The sequence below is a fragment of the Paenibacillus sp. Soil724D2 genome (assembly GCF_001427935.1).
Taxonomy (GTDB): Bacteria; Bacillota; Bacilli; order Paenibacillales; family NBRC-103111; genus Paenibacillus_E.
In genome coordinates this window covers 110,821-129,271 of the sequence record NZ_LMRY01000001.1, presented here as the reverse complement: position 1 = coordinate 129,271, position 18,451 = coordinate 110,821, and the positions used below count along the sequence as shown (strand labels likewise).

At 42.1% G+C, this 18,451-nt stretch carries 18 protein-coding genes; all 18 read left to right on the top strand.

Going from position 1 to position 18,451, the window contains the following annotated elements; all coding sequences use genetic code 11:
• The 18 genes from yfmH (at nucleotide 1) to ASG85_RS00530 (ending at nucleotide 18,367) form a co-directional block, all read left to right on the top strand.
• Complete coding sequence (yfmH, locus tag ASG85_RS00615) at nucleotides 1-1,290, top strand: EF-P 5-aminopentanol modification-associated protein YfmH (protein WP_057301506.1); 1,290 nt, start codon at nucleotides 1-3, stop codon at nucleotides 1,288-1,290.
• A complete protein-coding gene (gene ymfI, locus ASG85_RS00610; RefSeq protein WP_057301505.1) occupies nucleotides 1,287-2,042 on the top strand; it encodes an elongation factor P 5-aminopentanone reductase in 756 nt (251 codons plus the stop codon). The genes yfmH and ymfI overlap by 4 nt, the downstream gene beginning before the upstream one ends.
• Nucleotides 2,043-2,138: 96 nt before the next feature.
• On the top strand, nucleotides 2,139-2,390 hold the full coding sequence (locus ASG85_RS00605) for a DUF3243 domain-containing protein (RefSeq protein ID WP_047672971.1): 252 nt from the start codon (nucleotides 2,139-2,141) through the stop codon (nucleotides 2,388-2,390).
• A 93-nt stretch (nucleotides 2,391-2,483) separates the two neighbouring features.
• Nucleotides 2,484-3,335, top strand: a complete 852-nt coding sequence (locus ASG85_RS00600; RefSeq protein WP_060645115.1) for a hypothetical protein — start codon at nucleotides 2,484-2,486, stop codon at nucleotides 3,333-3,335.
• A gap of 128 nt (nucleotides 3,336-3,463) precedes the next feature.
• Nucleotides 3,464-4,207 carry a DUF3388 domain-containing protein gene (locus ASG85_RS00595; protein WP_373291262.1) on the top strand — a complete coding sequence of 248 codons (744 nt, stop codon included), beginning with the start codon at nucleotides 3,464-3,466 and terminating at the stop codon, nucleotides 4,205-4,207.
• 48 nt (nucleotides 4,208-4,255) lie between these two features.
• A complete protein-coding gene (locus ASG85_RS00590; RefSeq protein WP_060645114.1) occupies nucleotides 4,256-5,137 on the top strand; it encodes a helix-turn-helix domain-containing protein in 882 nt (293 codons plus the stop codon).
• A 142-nt stretch (nucleotides 5,138-5,279) separates the two neighbouring features.
• Nucleotides 5,280-5,771: a YajQ family cyclic di-GMP-binding protein gene (locus ASG85_RS00585; protein WP_047672977.1), complete on the top strand. Its 492-nt coding sequence runs from the start codon at nucleotides 5,280-5,282 to the stop codon at nucleotides 5,769-5,771.
• A gap of 128 nt (nucleotides 5,772-5,899) precedes the next feature.
• Entirely contained in the window at nucleotides 5,900-7,228 is a 1,329-nt protein-coding gene (rimO, locus tag ASG85_RS00580) for a 30S ribosomal protein S12 methylthiotransferase RimO (protein WP_047672979.1), read from the top strand.
• A complete protein-coding gene (gene pgsA / locus ASG85_RS00575) occupies nucleotides 7,225-7,812 on the top strand; it encodes a CDP-diacylglycerol--glycerol-3-phosphate 3-phosphatidyltransferase (RefSeq protein WP_057301502.1) in 588 nt (195 codons plus the stop codon). Before rimO ends, pgsA begins: the two co-directional genes overlap by 4 nt.
• A gap of 230 nt (nucleotides 7,813-8,042) precedes the next feature.
• Complete coding sequence (locus tag ASG85_RS00570; RefSeq protein ID WP_060645113.1) at nucleotides 8,043-9,293, top strand: competence/damage-inducible protein A; 1,251 nt, start codon at nucleotides 8,043-8,045, stop codon at nucleotides 9,291-9,293.
• A 175-nt stretch (nucleotides 9,294-9,468) separates the two neighbouring features.
• Nucleotides 9,469-10,512, top strand: a complete 1,044-nt coding sequence (gene recA, locus ASG85_RS00565; protein ID WP_056832791.1) for a recombinase RecA — start codon at nucleotides 9,469-9,471, stop codon at nucleotides 10,510-10,512.
• 76 nt (nucleotides 10,513-10,588) lie between these two features.
• Entirely contained in the window at nucleotides 10,589-11,281 is a 693-nt protein-coding gene (locus tag ASG85_RS00560) for a regulatory protein RecX (RefSeq protein ID WP_060645112.1), read from the top strand.
• 385 nt (nucleotides 11,282-11,666) lie between these two features.
• Nucleotides 11,667-13,208: a ribonuclease Y gene (gene rny, locus ASG85_RS00555; RefSeq protein WP_057301499.1), complete on the top strand. Its 1,542-nt coding sequence runs from the start codon at nucleotides 11,667-11,669 to the stop codon at nucleotides 13,206-13,208.
• Between the two features lie 116 nt (nucleotides 13,209-13,324).
• Nucleotides 13,325-14,119 carry a TIGR00282 family metallophosphoesterase gene (locus ASG85_RS00550; protein WP_057301498.1) on the top strand — a complete coding sequence of 265 codons (795 nt, stop codon included), beginning with the start codon at nucleotides 13,325-13,327 and terminating at the stop codon, nucleotides 14,117-14,119.
• A 114-nt stretch (nucleotides 14,120-14,233) separates the two neighbouring features.
• Complete coding sequence (locus ASG85_RS00545; RefSeq protein WP_028558349.1) at nucleotides 14,234-14,494, top strand: stage V sporulation protein S; 261 nt, start codon at nucleotides 14,234-14,236, stop codon at nucleotides 14,492-14,494.
• 124 nt (nucleotides 14,495-14,618) lie between these two features.
• A complete protein-coding gene (locus ASG85_RS00540) occupies nucleotides 14,619-15,560 on the top strand; it encodes a dipeptidase (RefSeq protein ID WP_060645111.1) in 942 nt (313 codons plus the stop codon).
• Between the two features lie 204 nt (nucleotides 15,561-15,764).
• A complete protein-coding gene (locus ASG85_RS00535; protein WP_057301496.1) occupies nucleotides 15,765-17,513 on the top strand; it encodes a 2-oxoacid:acceptor oxidoreductase subunit alpha in 1,749 nt (582 codons plus the stop codon).
• The gene (locus tag ASG85_RS00530) at nucleotides 17,501-18,367 is read left to right on the top strand and encodes a 2-oxoacid:ferredoxin oxidoreductase subunit beta (RefSeq protein WP_057301495.1); all 867 of its coding nucleotides are present in this window, start codon (nucleotides 17,501-17,503) and stop codon (nucleotides 18,365-18,367) included. The genes ASG85_RS00535 and ASG85_RS00530 overlap by 13 nt, the downstream gene beginning before the upstream one ends.
• The last annotated feature ends 84 nt before the right edge of the window (nucleotides 18,368-18,451 follow it).

Genomic DNA, 18,451 nt, shown 5'->3' with positions numbered 1-18,451 from the left:
ATGCAGGTTATTCCTTATCCACACCTGGGTGAAACCATTTATCACGAGAAGCTTGATAATGGGCTAAATGTATTTGTTCTACCCAAAGATGGTTTCCAGAAAACCTATTCGACGTTTACGACGCAATTCGGATCTGTTGATAACTTTTTTCAAGTTGAAGGGAAAGAGGCAGTTCAGGTTCCGGATGGCATTGCTCATTTTCTAGAGCATAAAATGTTTGAAGAGCCTGAAGGTGATATATTCGCTACTTTCGCATCAAACGGCGCTTCGGCTAACGCTTTTACAAGCTTTGATCGTACAGCGTATTTATTTTCATCCACGGATAATTATTTAACAAATTTAACGACATTAATTAATTTTGTGCAAAATCCTTATTTTACAGATGAAAATGTAGAAAAGGAAAAAGGCATTATCGGTCAAGAGATCAAAATGTACGAGGATAATGCGGATTGGAGAAGCTATTATGGATTAATTGAATCCTTATATGCGAAGCATCCCATCCATATTGATATCGCTGGTACTGTAGAGTCCATTGCCGAAATCTCAAAAGAAACCTTGTATGAGTGCTACAACACATTCTATCACCCCAGCAATATGAGTCTGTTTGTCGTTGGAGGCGTAGATCCAGAAGAGGTTATTTCGTTAGTTAAAGGGAATCAAGCAGCCAAAACGTTTCCACCTCAAGGTCATATCCAACGATTTTTCCCAGAGGAACCCTTAGAAGTGAAGGAAGCGCGCAGAGAAACATTACTTCCTGTTTCCATGCCAAAATGTTTAATCGGATTCAAGGAGCCTGCGCCTTCTGTAAGTGGGAAAGACTTGCTAGTTAGAGAATTGACGACGAAATTAATGTTGGATGTTTTGTTTAGTTCAAGTTCTGATATTTATCAGGCGCTATATGATGAACAATTGATTTCTGATAATTTTGGTCATGAATATAATTGCAGCGAGGGATATGCTTTCTCCATTCTTGGCGGGGATACCAAAGATCCGGACCAACTTGTAGCACGCATACGCGAAGAGGTTGAGAAACGTAAGGATTCTGGACTCGATGAAGTCACCTTTGAGCGGAGTCGTAAGAAGAAAATTGGTAATTTCCTGCGGATGATGAACTCACCGGAATCCATAGCGAATGAATTCACTAAATATCGGTTCAAAGACATTGATTTATTCGATATACTGCCTGTTTACGAGCAAATTACACTTGAAGACGTGAACCGTCGGTTCCGCGAGCATTTTGATTGGAGCAGACTTGCTATTTCGATTGTTCAAAGTCGTAAGCCATCGTGACGTTCCATAAGCCATTCAGTGAACAAACGGTTCTTATTACAGGAGCTAGCCGGGGAATTGGTGCAGCCATTGCTGAGCGTTTTGCCGCGGTAGGCATGAATGTTGTTATTCACTACCGTGAGTCACATGAAGCTGCCAATGAAGTAGCCAGATCTTGCATGAAGCATGGCGCCAAAGTGTTAACCGTTTCTGCGGATGTAAAATCTCGTGAGCAAATCAATAAGATGCAAGAAAAGCTGGAACAAAGAGAAATGGTCCCTGATATTATCGTGAACAATGCGGGGATTTCTCACTTTAGTATGCTTTCTGATGTAAGCGAGGAAGACTGGGACCTGGTGATGAATGTGAATCTTAAAGGCGCCTTTCTTTGTACCCAAACTTTCATGACTGCCATGGTTAAACAAAAGTATGGCCGTATTATTAACGTATCCTCCATATGGGGCATCTCAGGTGCCTCCTGTGAGGTTGTATACTCAACAGCTAAAGGTGGGTTGAATGCCTTTACGAAGGCGTTAGCGAAGGAGCTGGCTCCTTCTGGTGTGACGGTGAATGCCGTGGCGCCCGGTGCGGTACATACCGAAATGATGGCAGGATTTCAACCTGAGGAGCGGGAAGCGATCGCCAATGAAATTCCGGTAGGCCGTTTTGCTTTGCCTGATGAAGTTGCTTCGCTTGTATACTTTCTAGCACTGCCTGAATCCGGTTATATTACGGGTCAAATCATAAGTCCAAATGGTGGATGGTTAACCTGAGTACAAAGTAGGAAGTCTTGCGCATAATTTTGAGCTGGGAAGCGAATATTACGTATGTAATGACCATTTCTCATAACTCAAAGGAGGCTTCTTACAATGGCTACTGTACTTAAAGTATTTGATAAGTGGAAAGAGTTTTTGGCTGAACGTGTGAGTCAGGCTGGACATGCGGGAATGAGTGAGGAAACCATTTCTAAGCTCGCTTTTCAAATCGGTGAATTTCTGGCTAATAAAGTGGATCCTGAAAATGAACAAGAGCGAGTGCTTAAAGAGCTGTGGGATGCAGGGGATGAGCAAGAAAAACTCACAATTGCCCGCCTCATGGTAAAATTAGTAGACAAAGGTTAATAACCGTTTTACAATTCAATAGGGTACTATGTGAAAGCCTCCTCTTTCGGAGGCTTTTGCACGCTTTATAAGGATGAAAGGAATTGTAACTTCATGGTAATCAAACGTTTTGTGCTTACTTTATTGCTCTTATCTTTTATTTTAACGGGGTGTGGGAATCGTGGAATTCCAGCCATTAAGCAGGAATTATTGGATAATAAATTATCTGTGCTAATGCTGACTGGAGCTAGTATGTCTGCGACTGCGAAGCAGTCGGTAGGGAATTCGCTTCAGCAGTGGAGAGATGCGAATTTTATAGCCTTCGATTGGATCAAGGATTTAAATCAACTGGATGAAAGCGTTATAGCAAAGTTAAAAGCTAGCAAATATGATTACATATATGTCATTGGTAATGAATTGTTTCCTTCTGCTAATGGGGTGATAGGACAAGGACTTTCGATGGGTAAATGGACTTTATTACAAAGTCAGCTTGATGCCAAAGGGATCACAAGTCAGGTAAATGATCAAGCTTCGTTCTTGCAAATTGATTCTCTTCAGATTGAGACCTTGAAAAATAAATGGATCCAAGACCTATTAACACAAAATGTTATCGTGGAGTGGGTGACTCGAAGTGATCGTCCCATTCCTTCCGCTTGGGCACCTTCGGAGGAAGCGGACCATATTGTTTTGCTTGATAATAATGAACAGTGGTTTCAGCAGTTATCCTTCCAAACGAGGCAGCATCACTCCAGCACGATTATTTTCTATACACCAGTAGATGAGGCTCAAGTTCAGAAAGCTAAGTCTATCGGAGTATCGGTTGTGGATATTTCAGGAGCTGTGTCTGCTGAACTTAACTGGGCTCAAATTTTGGACAATCGTCTCACTATGATGAAAACCAACTCTTGGAAAAAAGGCGGAACAGTTTACAACGAACAAGAGCTTAAAGAACTAAAAATGAAATAAATTTGTGTATTTTTGCTCGATAAAAGAAGGACATTGACGGAAATTGTAGAAATTACTTGAATAGGTGTCGACTTGTTCGATACAGATATTGCGATGAGGTGGAAAGATTGGACGTTAAAGAATGGTATATGGAGTACAAAATTCACAAAAACCGTCCCGGCTTATTAGGGGATATAGCTTCCTTGATGGGGATGCTGGATATTAATATTGTGACTATTAATGGGGTAGAAGATCGAACACGCGGTATGCTTCTGCAAACCAATGATGAAGAAAAAATTGACTTAATGGGTAAAATGTTAAGAAAAGTAGATAATATTACTATTACCGCTCTTAGACCACCAAAGCTTGTTGATATTTTGGCTGTCCGTCATGGTCGGTATATTGAGCGCGATTCAGATGATCGCAAAACTTTCCGTTTTACTCGTGATGAATTGGGGCTATTAGTTGACTTCCTTGGTGAGATTTTCAAGCGAGAAGGGAATCAGGTTGTTGGCCTTCGTGGAATGCCGCGAGTTGGTAAAACGGAGTCGATTATTGCAGGAAGTGTATGCGCAAACAAACGTTGGACTTTCGTTTCCTCTACGTTACTCAGACAAACCGTGCGCAGTCAATTGTCGGAAGATGAAATGACTCCAAATAATGTATATATTATTGATGGTATCGTTTCCACTATACGTTCCAATGAGAAGCATTACAGCCTTTTGCAGGACATTATGGGTATGCCTTCTACCAAGGTTATCGAGCATCCGGATATATTTATTCGGGAGTCGGAATACACATATAATCACTTCGATTATATTATTGAGCTGCGAAATAGCCCAGATGAAGAAATCAATTATGATTCATTTACGTATACGTCCGAACCTTTTTAGTATCTGTAACGTCATTAAATAATAAAGATTCCGCGAGGAGGTGACCATATGTCTGATCTAGGATACATTTTACGTAAAACACGCCAGGAAAAAAAGATCTCGCTTGACGATCTTCAAGAAGTTACGAAAATTCGTAAACGGTACTTGGAAGCGATTGAAGAAGGAAACTACAAGGTTCTGCCTGGAAGCTTCTATGTACGTGCCTTTATTAAAAGCTACGCTGAAGCGGTGGGACTTGACCCTGCAGAAGTTCTGAGCATGTATCAAACGACGAATCCCTCCCCAGCTGTAGAGAAACCAGTTGTTGAAACGATTCGCAAAAATAGAACAAGTGTCCGTAATACCGAAAAATTGAGCCGCTGGGCTTCTGGTACGATGTTTGTCTGTTTCATCCTTCTAATATTCGGTATCGTATACTATTATACATACAAGAATTATAAGGGAACGCCAGCAGATCAAAATCCTTCCCAAACGCAATCTCCGAGAATCACAGATTCGACGAATCCAGCGACTGGCACTGCTCCAAGTACGACAATGAATGCGTCCGGTGACGGTAAAGTGGCGCCTCTTGCGACTCCAACTCCAACACCGGCGCCGACACCAACGCCATCTGTTCAGGTTAAGTTTAGCAGCAGCGAGAAAGGTGTAGATAATTACACGATAACCGGTGCTTCCAATCTTAATATTCAAATGAAAATAACAGGTTCCTGTTGGATTCGTGTGGATTCTCTTACAGAGGCAGGCGGTAAAGAAATGCTTAGACAGAAGCTTTACAAAGCCGGTGACACGGACTCTTTTGATTTAACTGGTTCTGCGTATTTAAATGTAGGTGCAGCCAGTGCTTTGGAGCTTACTGTGAATGGTACGATCGTTCCTGTTGGGGATACACCAAACCCCAAGAGGGTACAGCTCAATTTGCAAAAAAACTAGCTTTTTGACGTTTCCTGCGCTTTCCCGGGTAATGAAAAATGCCAAGAGATATCCTAGGCCGAAGGGGCTTGGGATGTTTCTTTTTTTACGGCTTCTTGCTATAATGCTATTGTAATTTGATGGAAAGGATGTTTTGTCTAAGATGAGTTCAGAATGTTCGTTTGATATTGTATCTAAGGTGGATATGCAGGAACTAAACAACGCCATACAACAGGCGGAAAAGGAGATCCTTACCCGCTTTGACTTTAAAGGTAGTAAAAGCAGCATTAAATTGGATAAGGACCAGCTTGTTGTCACCTCAGATGATGAGTTTAAGCTTCAGAATGTCCTTGATATTATGCACGCCAAGATGACCAAACGCGGTATCTCGATTAAGAATCTCGAGTACAGTAAAGTAGAACCAGCTGCTGGTTCCACCGTAAGGCAGAAAATTAGCATGAAACAAGGTGTCGATCAGGAGAACTCGAAAAAAATAAACATTCTTATTCGTGACTCCAAGCTTAAAGTTAAGACGCAAATCCAAGGTGATCAAATCCGGGTAACCGGGAAGAGTCGAGATGATTTACAAGCCGTTATTGCGCTCTTGCGTAAGGCAGAAATTCCTCTTGATTTACAATTTGTAAACTTGAAATAGGCATACATACGATGTTCTTTGGAGTGTCTCCCCCTACATGTAGGGGGTTTTTACATTTTGACACCCTATAGGGCTTGTATTATACTGGTAGGGAGTGTTTTTTAGGACTATTGGAGGTTGTTTCTTTCATGACAGAAAAGGTTAAAGTAGTTACTCTCGGATGCGAAAAGAATTTGGTCGATTCCGAGATTATGTCAGGATTAATTCATGGCCGTGGTTTTCAGCTTGTTGATAACAAGGAAGATGCCACTGTCATTATCGTGAACACTTGCGGGTTCATTGATGCAGCGAAAGAAGAATCCGTTAATACAATTTTGGATATGGCAGAACTAAAGCAAACAGCGAATCTCAAGGCGCTAATCGTCTCAGGATGTCTTACGCAACGCTACAAAAAGCAGTTGATGGAAGAAATGCCAGAGATTGATGGCATCGTAGGTACCGGAGATTTCGATAAAATCAACCATATCGTAGATGAAGCGCTTCGCGGAAAGAAACCGGTTCTTGTTGGGAATCCGGTGTTTAATTATGATGCGGACCTGCCAAGACTCATGACTACTCCACGATATACAGCCTATGTGAAGATTGCAGAAGGCTGCGATAACGCTTGTACATTCTGCAGTATTCCAATTATGCGTGGAAGCTTCAAAAGCAGAAGCATGGAGTCCATCGTTGCGGAAGTAGCCAATCTTGCTGCACAGGGTGTTAAAGAAATTAGTCTAATCGCTCAGGATTCCACAAATTATGGAACAGATCTATATGATGGTTTCATGCTGCCTACCTTGCTGAATAAAGTGAGTGAAGTCGAAGGCATCGAATGGGTACGGCTGCACTATGCATACCCTGGATTCTTTAGTGATGAATTGATTGCTGTCATGGCATCTAATCCGAAGGTATGTAAGTACATCGATATGCCGCTTCAACACAGTGAAGATTCTATCCTCAAACGGATGCGCAGACCTGGCCGCCAGAAGGATACGCGTGAACTGGTTCGTAAAATTCGTGAAGCGATTCCTGATGTAGCCCTACGCACATCACTAATCGTAGGTTTCCCAGGTGAAACTGAACAAGATTTTGAGAACTTGAAACAATTTGTTCGCGACGTTCAGTTTGACCGTCTCGGTGTTTTTGCCTATTCCAAGGAAGATGATACGCCAGCAGCACGTTTGCCGGACCAAGTTCCTGATGATGTAAAAGAGTACCGCGCGAACGCCATTATGGAAATTCAGCGTGAAATCTCGAATTTGCGTGGCGGACGCCGCATCGGGCAGGAAATTGACGTGCTGATCGAAAGATATGATGGCAGAAGTGATGTATATATTGGGCGTTCCCAATTTGATGCTCCTGAGATTGATGGAGAAGTATTCGTGTCGAATGCGAAGCTTAACATAGGTGAACTAGCTAAAGTTCGTATTACCCACTCTTATGAGTTTGACTTATCCGGGGAGGTAATTGCATGAACCTAGCTAATCGCATCACCGTGGCGAGGATTTTATTAGTACCTATTATCATGTTTTTTCTGTTGATTAAGGTGAAATTCCCTCATATACGGATAGAGGAATTTAGCATAACGTATAATCAAATTATTGCTGCTTTAATTTTCATTATTGCAGCGAGTACAGATAGTTTAGATGGTTACATTGCTAGAAAACGTAATCTTGTAACTAACTTAGGCAAGCTGCTTGATCCTTTAGCGGATAAGCTGCTTGTTACAGCTGTGCTCGTCTCATTAGTGGAAATGGGCAAAGTAGATGCGTGGATTGTCATTGTCATTATCAGTAGAGAGTGGGCTGTCACAGGACTTCGCCAAATTGCTCTATTGGAAGGCACCGTGATGGCAGCTAGCAAATGGGGAAAAGCGAAGACGGCAGCTCAGATAACAGCCATCATTGCGTTACTTATTAATAATTTTCCTTTTACGTTCCTGCACTTCCCTTTTGATGTTATAGCTAGTTGGGTAGCAGCAATTATTACCGTGTATTCAGGTGTAGAGTACTTTGTAAAAAATAAGCACGTCATAGATTTTTCAGAAAAAGCGCAATAGGGCAACCTATTGTGTTTTTTCTACCACTTAAGAATTGGTGGTAAAACCTAATATAGGGATCTTTGGTCGTAGACCAAAGTCTCTCCGCATTGGGGATCTTTGGTCGTAGACCAAAGTCTCCCCGCATTAGGGATCTTTGGTCGTAGACCAAAGTCTCTCCTCGTTAGACGCGGTCGCTCAACTTTGAATGCCGAGGTAGAGGTTTTCTCATTTTAAGGAGGGAATTCGAAATGAAAGCAGAGATAATCGCAGTTGGAACGGAACTTTTACTAGGCCAAATTGTAAATACAAATGCTCAATTTCTTTCCAGAGAGTGTGCTGCGCTTGGCGTAGATATGTATTTCCAAACAGTCGTTGGTGATAATGAACAGAGATTGCTAGATAGCTTCAAATTAGCCGCTTCAAGGGCTGACGTCGTTATTTGTACAGGAGGTCTTGGACCTACGCAGGATGATTTGACGAAGGATGTGCTTGCTGCGTTTGTAGGCCGTGAATTGATTTTGCATGAGCCCTCTATGAAAATAATCACGGATATGTTCCAGTCACGCGGGATCCATATGGTGGAAAGCAACAGACGACAAGCGATGATGATAGTTGGAAGTGATCCTTTACATAACGAAACAGGGCTTGCCGTTGGTGTTGCATTTACATACGAAGGAACACATTTCATTCTGCTGCCTGGCCCGCCCAAAGAAATGAAGCCTATGTTCACCAAGTATGCGGCTCCTTGGTTGCGTGCACGGATGACTAATGAGATTCCGCTATATTCCAAAATGCTAAAATTTGCTGGCATCGGTGAATCTAACTTGGAGCATCAATTAATTGATCTAATTCAAGCTCAAACGGACCCAACGATCGCTCCATATGCCAAAGAAAGCGAAGTGACGATTCGCTTAACAACACGTGCACAGACAGCTTCGGAAGGCGAACGGAATCTTCAAGCGACTGAACTAGAGATTAGAAAGCGATTAGGAGAACATCTCTATGCCGACCAAGATGTTCCCATCGAAACGATTGTGCTGCAATTGCTTGGCGAGAAGAAACTGACACTTGCTGTGGCAGAAAGCTGCACAGGCGGCATGCTAAGTGATTTGATTACTGCAGTGCCTGGGAGTTCCCAATCTTTTCTGGGAGGGATTATTTGTTATTCTAATGCCTTGAAGCATAAGCTACTCGGTGTTCCAATGGATGTGCTGGAAGGGGAGGGTTCCCCAGGTGCTGTTAGCAGCGAGACAGCGACCCTCTTAGCGGAGAAATTGATTACTGTGACTGGAAGTGACTTAGGACTATCAGTCACAGGTGTAGCGGGTCCAAGTCCGTCTGAAGGCAAGCCAGTAGGGCTTGTTTATATAGGTTTTGCTCAAAAAGACGTAGCAACAAGGGTTATTACTCTGCAGCTATCTGGTAATCGGGAGTCCATCAAGCATAGAGCGGCCAAAAGCGCACTCTATCATTTATGGAAACAGTTGAAAGATAGCTAGAGTTCGCATATAATGAGACTAAGTGTTAACGGAAGAACCGTAACAAAGCGATAACTTTGTTGCGGTTTTTTGTTTGTTCGCTAAAAAGTCGAATGTATGTTCGAAAAAATGCTTGGCAAACACCTGAAAACAAGTTATCATATACCTATAATGATAGAAGAAGGAAGTGAGTGTTTTGTCAGATCGTCGCGCAGCACTTGATAATGCTTTACGTCAAATTGAGAAACAGTTCGGAAAAGGCTCCATTATGAAGCTTGGAGAATCTACACATATGCAAGTTGAAACGATTTCATCCGGCTCTCTTGCGCTTGATATCGCTCTTGGAATAGGTGGATTTCCACGCGGAAGAATTATTGAAGTATATGGACCTGAGTCTTCTGGTAAAACTACGGTAGCTCTGCATGCTATCGCAGAAGTACAGAAGAATGGTGGACAAGCAGCTTTTATCGATGCGGAGCACGCATTGGATCCTTCTTATGCAAGCAAGCTTGGTATTAATATAGATGAGCTTCTACTCTCTCAGCCGGATACCGGTGAACAAGCACTTGAGATCGCTGAAGCACTAGTGCGAAGTGGTGCTGTAGATATTATTGTTATTGACTCTGTAGCGGCATTAGTGCCTAAAGCAGAGATTGAAGGCGACATGGGTGATTCTCACGTGGGTCTGCAGGCTCGTTTGATGTCCCAAGCACTTCGTAAGCTGTCTGGTGCGATCAACAAGTCCAAAGTTATCGCGATTTTCATTAACCAATTACGTGAAAAAGTTGGCGTTATGTTCGGTAACCCAGAGACAACACCTGGTGGCCGTGCACTTAAGTTCTATTCATCCGTACGGCTAGATGTCCGTCGTGTGGAAACGATCAAGCAAGGTAATGATATGGTTGGTAACCGCACAAGAATTAAAGTCGTTAAGAATAAAGTAGCTCCGCCGTTCAAACAAGCGGAAGTGGATATTATGTACGGTGAAGGAATTTCACGCGAAGGCAGCATTATTGATATCGGAACAGAGATGGATATCGTTAATAAAAGCGGAGCTTGGTATTCGTATGAAGGTGAACGTCTTGGTCAAGGCCGTGAGAATTCGAAGCAGTTTTTGAAGGATAACAAAAGTATCTCGGAAACGATTGAATTACGGATTCGAGAGAACAGTAATTTAATCAAAGCAATCCCTCTTAATGTTGACGAGGAAGATGATGAGTTGGAACCAGATTTCGAATAAGTTTTAATGATCATAGATGAAAGCACCTTAAACCTTGTGTTAAGGTGCTTTTCTTCATTAAAGGAGTTGGTTAGTTTTGAATAGTGAAGAGCAACAACCATTGTTAATCATCACCAAGGTTGAGAAACAGAAGCGTGGTAAGCATCGATACAATATATTTCTAAATGAAGAATACGCATTCTCCGTTCATGAAGATATTTTAATCAAGCATCGGTTAAATAAAGGGGAATCCATACATCTCCAAGAAATCGAAAGTATAACACTTGATGAGGAACAGAATATGGCTTATATAAAGGCAATAAGCATGATAGGCAGACGACCTCATTCATTAAGTGAAGTAAAACGTAAGCTGAAAGAAAAAGGATTCGAAGTGCCTATTATTGCATGGGCATGTGAGAAGCTAGTTCAGCAAAATTATATCAATGATGAGGAATTTGCGAAAATGTGGACAGATAATCGCATTATTTCGCAACGAAAAGGTCGTAATCTCATTCGACAGGAGTTACAACAAAGGGGCATTGATAAAGAATTAGTCAAAAATGCTATGGAGACTATCGATCCCGAAGATGAGTATACAGGGGCAATGAAGTTGGGCCAAACGAAATGGAAGCAAACCTCAGGCAAGACAATGGATCGTAAAAGAAAGACAGGAGCTTTTCTAATGCGGAGAGGTTATACGGGCTCTGTTGTTAACAAGGTTTTGGGGGTATTAAGCAGTGAATCGAATGAAGATGAGTTTGAAATCTCAGATGACCACTTTGATTGTTAATGACATTAATTATATGTCAAGTTAGTTAATGACATTAAGTGTTGTGCAGGTGCTGGAAATACTTATTCTGTCATCTCAGGGACATTCGCTTGACAAGCTTCTTCGACAAAAGATAAAATAACAGTGTATATTTTCATAATGTATTCAAAATCATACTAAATTCATTGATTTTGAGGGGACAGATGTAGAAACCGCCAATTTTTACACTGTTGATTATGGATTATTAGCACTATAGTGCCTCTAACGCACGGTGCGCATTCATTTAAAAGCCATGCTCTTAATAAGTAGGGTATGTATGACTAGTCAAACAATTAAAAATCGGATTAAAAAACCGAAGGGAATCCCAGGCTAACACCTTGGAGAAACCAACGAGGAGGTGAACAAGATGATGCCATTCATCTGGATCGCGATCATTCTCATTGTTGGAGCTGCATGCTTAGGGATTGGTTATTTTATCCGTAAATCTCTTGCAGAAGCGAAAATTTCCAGTGCTGAAACAGCCGCTGAACAGATTAGAGAATCTGCAAAGAAGGAAGCAGAAGCACTGAAAAAAGAAACGGTTCTGGAAGCAAAGGACGAAGTGCATAAACTGAGGTCCGAAGCTGAAAAAGACATTCGTGAACGTCGAAATGAAATTCAACGACAAGAAAGACGATTGTTGCAAAAAGAGGAATCGCTGGATAAAAAATTAGAATCTCTCGAGCGTAAAGAAGAGCAAGTTGCCAACAAAGAGAAGCGGATCGAGGATACGCAATCACAAATTGATCAGCTTTATAAAAGCCAAGTTTCGGAGTTAGAGCGAATTTCTGGGCTTACAATGGATGAAGCTAAGAGTATCATTCTTACAAACGTAGAACAGGAAGTTCGTCACGAAACCGCACAGCTTATTAAAGAAATCGAACAGCAGGCCAAAGAAGAAGGCGATAAGAAAGCCCGTGAGATCATCACGCTCGCCATTCAACGTTGTGCTGCAGATCACGTAGCTGAAACAACCGTTTCAGTTGTATCATTGCCAAATGAAGAAATGAAAGGCCGCATCATCGGACGTGAAGGACGTAATATTCGCGCACTGGAAACATTGACGGGTATCGACCTTATTATTGATGATACGCCAGAAGCAGTTATTTTATCAGGATTTGATCCAATCCGACGCGAAATTGCTCGTACATCTCTAGAAAAGCTTGTTGCTGATGGACGTATTCATCCGGCACGCATTGAAGAGATGGTTGAGAAATCCCGTAAAGAAGTGGACGAACGTATCCGCGAATATGGGGAGCAAGCAACGTTTGAGGTTGGTGTACACGGATTGCATCCTGACTTGATCAAAATTCTGGGTCGTTTGAAATTCAGAACAAGTTACGGTCAAAACGTGTTGAAACATTCCATGGAAGTAGCTTATCTGGCTGGTCTGATGGCCGGGGAGCTCGGGGTAGACGTAACTTTGGCGAAACGTGCCGGGCTGCTTCATGACATCGGTAAGGCGCTAGACCACGAGGTTGAAGGATCTCATGTGGAAATCGGTGTTGAGATTGGTAAGAAGTATAAGGAGCATCCAGTCGTTATTAATAGTATTGCTTCGCATCACGGTGACGTGGAAGCAACCTCTGTTATTGCGATGTTAGTAGGAGCTGCAGATGCTTTATCCGCAGCAAGACCTGGAGCACGCAGAGAGACGCTTGAAACGTATATTAAACGTCTGGAGAAGCTTGAAGAAATTTCGGAATCCTTCGAAGGTGTTGAGAAATCATACGCCATTCAAGCAGGTCGCGAAGTACGCGTAATGGTTCAGCCGGAGAAAGTGGATGATACCGAAGCGTTCCGTCTTGCCCGTGATATTACGAAGAAAATCGAGAGTGAACTCGATTATCCAGGACATATTAAGGTTACGGTCATTCGTGAAACAAGGGCTGTTGAATACGCTAAATAAGATACCAATGCGAAAAGTGGCTGATACAGCCACTTTTCCTTATTTTTAGGCTGGTCATTAGTCCATCAATTGCTCGCCTTTGCATCTATGGTTTATAAAGGAGCTATTAATTTGTTATGAAAATCGTATTTATTGGAGATATTGTTGGATCTGTTGGAAGAAAAGCGTTAAAAAATATTATGCCTAGATTAAAACAAGCTCATCCTCACGCAGTGTTTATTGCTAATGGTGAGAATGCTGCTGCAGGGAAAGGCATTACATCGGCTATTGCTAAGGAAATCTATGAGATGGGCATTCAGGCTCTAACGATGGGCAATCATACATGGGACCAGAAAGAGATTTTTGATTTCATTGATCGTGACGAGAAGATGGTTCGACCCGCTAATTTTCCTCCTGGAACACCAGGAAGAGGGCATACGGTCATTAAGGTTAAGGATCAGGAATTACTGATTATTAATTTGCAAGGACGCACATTCTTGCCGCCGATTGATTGCCCTTTTCGTAAAGTGGACGAGATTCTTGAAGCGGATAAGAAAAAACATAAATTTGTATTTGTTGATTTCCATGCGGAAGCAACCTCTGAGAAGATTGCGATGGGTTGGCATTTGGATGGAAAGGTGTCAGCCGTTGTTGGCACACATACACATGTTCAAACGAATGATAACCGTGTTTTGCCACAAGGAACAGCGTATGTAACCGATGTAGGGATGGTAGGGCCGCGTGATGGTATTCTTGGCGTTGAACGTAATGCAGTACTCCAAAAGTTCAAAACACAGCTTCCAGTTCGATTCGTAACGGATGAAGGCAAATGGCATTTCCACGCTGTCGTAATTGAGTTGAACGATCAGACAGGTTTGGCAAAAGGAATTAACCTCATTCGTTATGATGAAGATCAAGTATTCATGGATTAGCAGATAATTCCCAATATTGCGAACATTTAAATTGGATACGATAGCATGTTTGTGAAACCTTGAGAATATGATGGGTAATGGAATCTATCCATCATTCCCGAGGAGGTACTATTCATGGATGTATTAAAAGTTTCAGCAAAGTCCAATCCAAACTCCGTAGCAGGTGCATTGGCAGGTGTTTTGCGTGAGCGTGGAGCTGCTGAGCTCCAAGCTATAGGTGCAGGCGCCCTAAACCAAGCCATCAAAGCAGTAGCTATCGCAAGAGGATTTGTTGCGCCCAGTGGAGTTGACTTAATTTGTGTACCAGCCTTCACAGACATCGTGATTGACGGGGAAGATCGGACGGCCATTAAACTTATTGTAGAACCAAGGTAATAAACCGTACCATACCAAATAATTAGCCTGTTTACCTAGTAGACAGGTTTTTCACAATTCCTACCAAACCTCTGCTTAGGGGTTTTTGTGTTGTCTAGAAGATGGTGTATAGGAGGCTGCTAGGATGAGAATAATGGATGGTCACTGCGATGCGCTTACGAAATTGTATATGAACCCTAAGCTGGATTTCGATAAGGAAGAACAAGAGTTGGATGTCAGTTATCCAAGACTTAAGCAAGCGGGAGTAAAAGTTCAGTGCTTTGCCATCTACTTATCGGATTCCATTCAGCAGCCTACATTCGATCATATTTTGCAAATGGTTGATTTATTTCATCGAAAAATTATTCGTCATCCAGGGATGAAATTTATTCAGAATGTAGAAGACTGGCGAGTGGTTGAAGCTGGGGAACAGATTGGAGCTATTCTTACTCTTGAAGGTTTAGATGCAATAGCTGGTAACATGACACATTTAAGGATTCTTCACCACCTTGGTGTTAGAAGTATTGGTTTGACTTGGAACTATGCAAATTGGGCTGCAGATGGTGTTATGGAGCCGCGTAAAAGTGGTTTTACAAGAAAAGGCAAGCTGATGTTAAAAGAATTAGAAACTATGGGTATAATAGCAGATGTATCACATTTATCAGTAGCGGCGTTCTGGGAATTGGTTGAGGTATATGCAAAACCATTCATTGCATCCCATTCGAATGCTCAAAAAGTTTGTCCTCATCCAAGAAATTTATCAGATGATCAAATCAAAGCTATCATCCAGTGTCAAGGGCTAATCGGGATTACGTTCGTTCCTTACTTTGTAGATAGCGCTAATTTAGCTGTTCCTATTGCGGCACTGCTAAAGCATATTGATCATGTTTGTTCTTTGGGCGGGGAAGGGCATATTGGCTTCGGATCGGATTTTGATGGGATTGAGCAATGGATGAAAGGTTTGAGGCATGTCGGTCAATACGGAAATATAATAGAAGCTTTATGTAAAAACTATAAGGAAACACAAGTGGAGGCATTCCTCTATGGAAATTGGCGGAAATTCATGCTCACCAATCTTCCGAAATGAAAGCAGGGAATCATTCTAATATTGATATGGATTCGATCTAAAAACTCTATGTTTTAGAATCGTTTAAACCCCTTGCAATTTACTCTGTAAAGGCATAGAATTTGGATGACAGTGAAAGAAAATTTTTATAGCGTCATCTTAAATTACTACAAATCAGCTTTTTTAGGTCTTCATGCAGCTACAATCAAAAGGAGTGGACGTACGGTGATTAGTCAGTTATCTTGGAAAATCGGAGGTCAGCAGGGTGAAGGGGTCGAAAGTACAGACCGCATTTTCTCTACTGCATTGAACCGTCTCGGTTACTATTTGTATGGGTACCGTCATTTCTCTTCACGGATTAAGGGGGGACATACAAATAACAAGATTCGCATCAGCACTAAACCGATTCGCGCAATTTCAGACGATTTGGATATTCTGGTCGCTTTCGACCAAGAAAGTATCGATTTTAACGCACACGAACTTCGTGATAACGGTGTTATTGTTGCAGATGCAAAGTTTAACCCCGTTTTACCAGAAGGAATTAAAGCACGTTTGTTTCCAGTTCCAATTACTGCGATTGCAGAAGAACTAGGAACTTCCCTATTTAAGAACATGGCCGCTTCAGGCGCTTCTTGGGCATTGCTCGGTTTGCCGCTTGACGTGTTTAATAAAGCTGTTGAAGAGGAATTTGGCCGTAAAGGCGCAGCTGTTGTAGAAAAAAATATTGAAGCTGTTCGTAAAGGTGCAGAATCCGTACTAGAATTAGCCGGTGGACCTATTGCTGACTTCCAATTGGAACCAGCTGACGGCAATCAAAAATTATTCATGATCGGTAACGATGCCATCGCTCTTGGAGCTGTAGCAGCAGGTTGCCGCTTTATGCCAGCTTACCCAATTACACCAGCATCTGAAGTTATGGAATACTTGCAAAAAGCACTTCCTAAATTGGGTGGAACTGTGATCCAAACCGAAGATGAAATTGCAGCATGTACAATGGCTATCGGTGCTAACTACGCAGGTGCTCGTGCACTTACAGCTTCCGCAGGTCCTGGTCTATCTTTGATGATGGAAGCCATTGGTCTGGCTGGTATGACTGAAACGCCTGTTGTTATCGTAGATACACAACGTGGTGGTCCAAGTACGGGTCTTCCGACAAAACAAGAACAATCCGATTTGAATGCGATGGTATATGGTACACACGGTGAAATCCCGAAAATCGTTCTTTCCCCAAGCACGATTGAAGAGTGCTTCTATGATACGATTGAAGCTTTCAACCTTGCTGAGAAATATCAAGTTCCGGTCATTTTGATGACGGATCTGCAACTCTCCTTGGGTAAACAATCAGCAGAGATGCTAGATTACAACCGCATTGTGATTGACCGCGGAGCGCTAGTATCAGATGTTCCTGAACAAGAAGCAAATCAATTGTTCAAACGTTATGAGTTCACGGAAAGCGGTGTTTCACCGCGTGTGATTCCTGGCGTGAAAAATGGTATTCATCATGTTACAGGTGTTGAGCATGACCAAACAGGTCGTCCTTCGGAAAGCACTGAAAACCGTCAACGTATGATGGATAAGCGTCTTGAGAAACTGAAACACATTCAAGTTACTGATGCAATTAAATTCGACGCACCTCATGAGAATCCAGATCTTCTGATTATCGGAATGGGTTCCACTGGTGGAACGATCGATGAAGCAAGAAGCCGCGTTGAACTGGAAGGAATTAAGACAAATCACGCTACAGTGCGTTTGATTCATCCGTTCCCTGCAGAGCAGTTGAGACCTCTTGTTGAAAAAGCAAAAACAGTTATCGTTGTTGAAAACAACGCAACTGGACAATTAGCAGATCAAATTAAACTGCATGTTGGTCATGCAGATAAAATTAAAAACGTTCTTAAATACAATGGTAACCCGTTCTTGCCAGCAGAAATTGAACAAAAATGTAAGGAGTTGACTTTAGCATGGCAACATTAAAAGACTTCCGTAACAATGTAAAGCCTAACTGGTGTCCAGGTTGCGGAGACTTCTCCGTACAAGCGGCCATTCAGCGTGCTGCAGCTAATGTTGGTTTAGAGCCTGAAGGTTTAGCAATCGTATCTGGTATCGGCTGTTCCGGTCGTATCTCTGGTTACATCAATGCTTATGGTTTCCACGGTATTCACGGTAGATCTTTGCCAATCGCACAAGGTGTGAAAATGGCTAACCGCGATTTGACAGTTATCGCTTCAGGCGGTGACGGCGACGGCTTCGCAATCGGTATGGGACATACTGTACATGCGATTCGTCGTAATATTGATGTAACTTATATCGTTATGGATAACCAAATCTACGGTTTGACGAAAGGTCAAGCATCCCCACGTAGTGCGGAAGGTTTCAAAACGAAAAGCGTTCCATCAGGTACAATTGAGTCTGCGATCTCACCTTTAGAAGTTGCGATGGCTGCCGGTGCTTCTTTCGTAGCACAATCATTCTCCAGTAACTTGAAACAGTTAACAGCTGTTATCGAAGCTGGTTTGAATCACAAAGGTTTCTCTTTGATTAACGTATTTAGCCCATGCGTAACTTTCAATAAAGTAAATACGTATGACTGGTTCAAAGAAAACATCGTGGATCTGGATGAAATTCCTGATTATGATTATACAAACCGCGTGATGGCAATGACCAAAATCATGGAAACAAACTCCATGTTGACGGGTATTATCTATCAAAACAAAGAGAAAAAGAGCTATGAAGATTCCATTCCAAGCTTTGCTAAAGAAGGACTTTCCAAACAAGACCTTAAGCTTTCAGAAGCTGATTTCAGCAAAATGCTTACTGAATTCAAATAATAGTTACACCTTGAGGGCATATGGAGATTATCCGTATGCCTTTTTTGCTGAGCGGCAATACTGACTACTATTATAAAAGTTAAA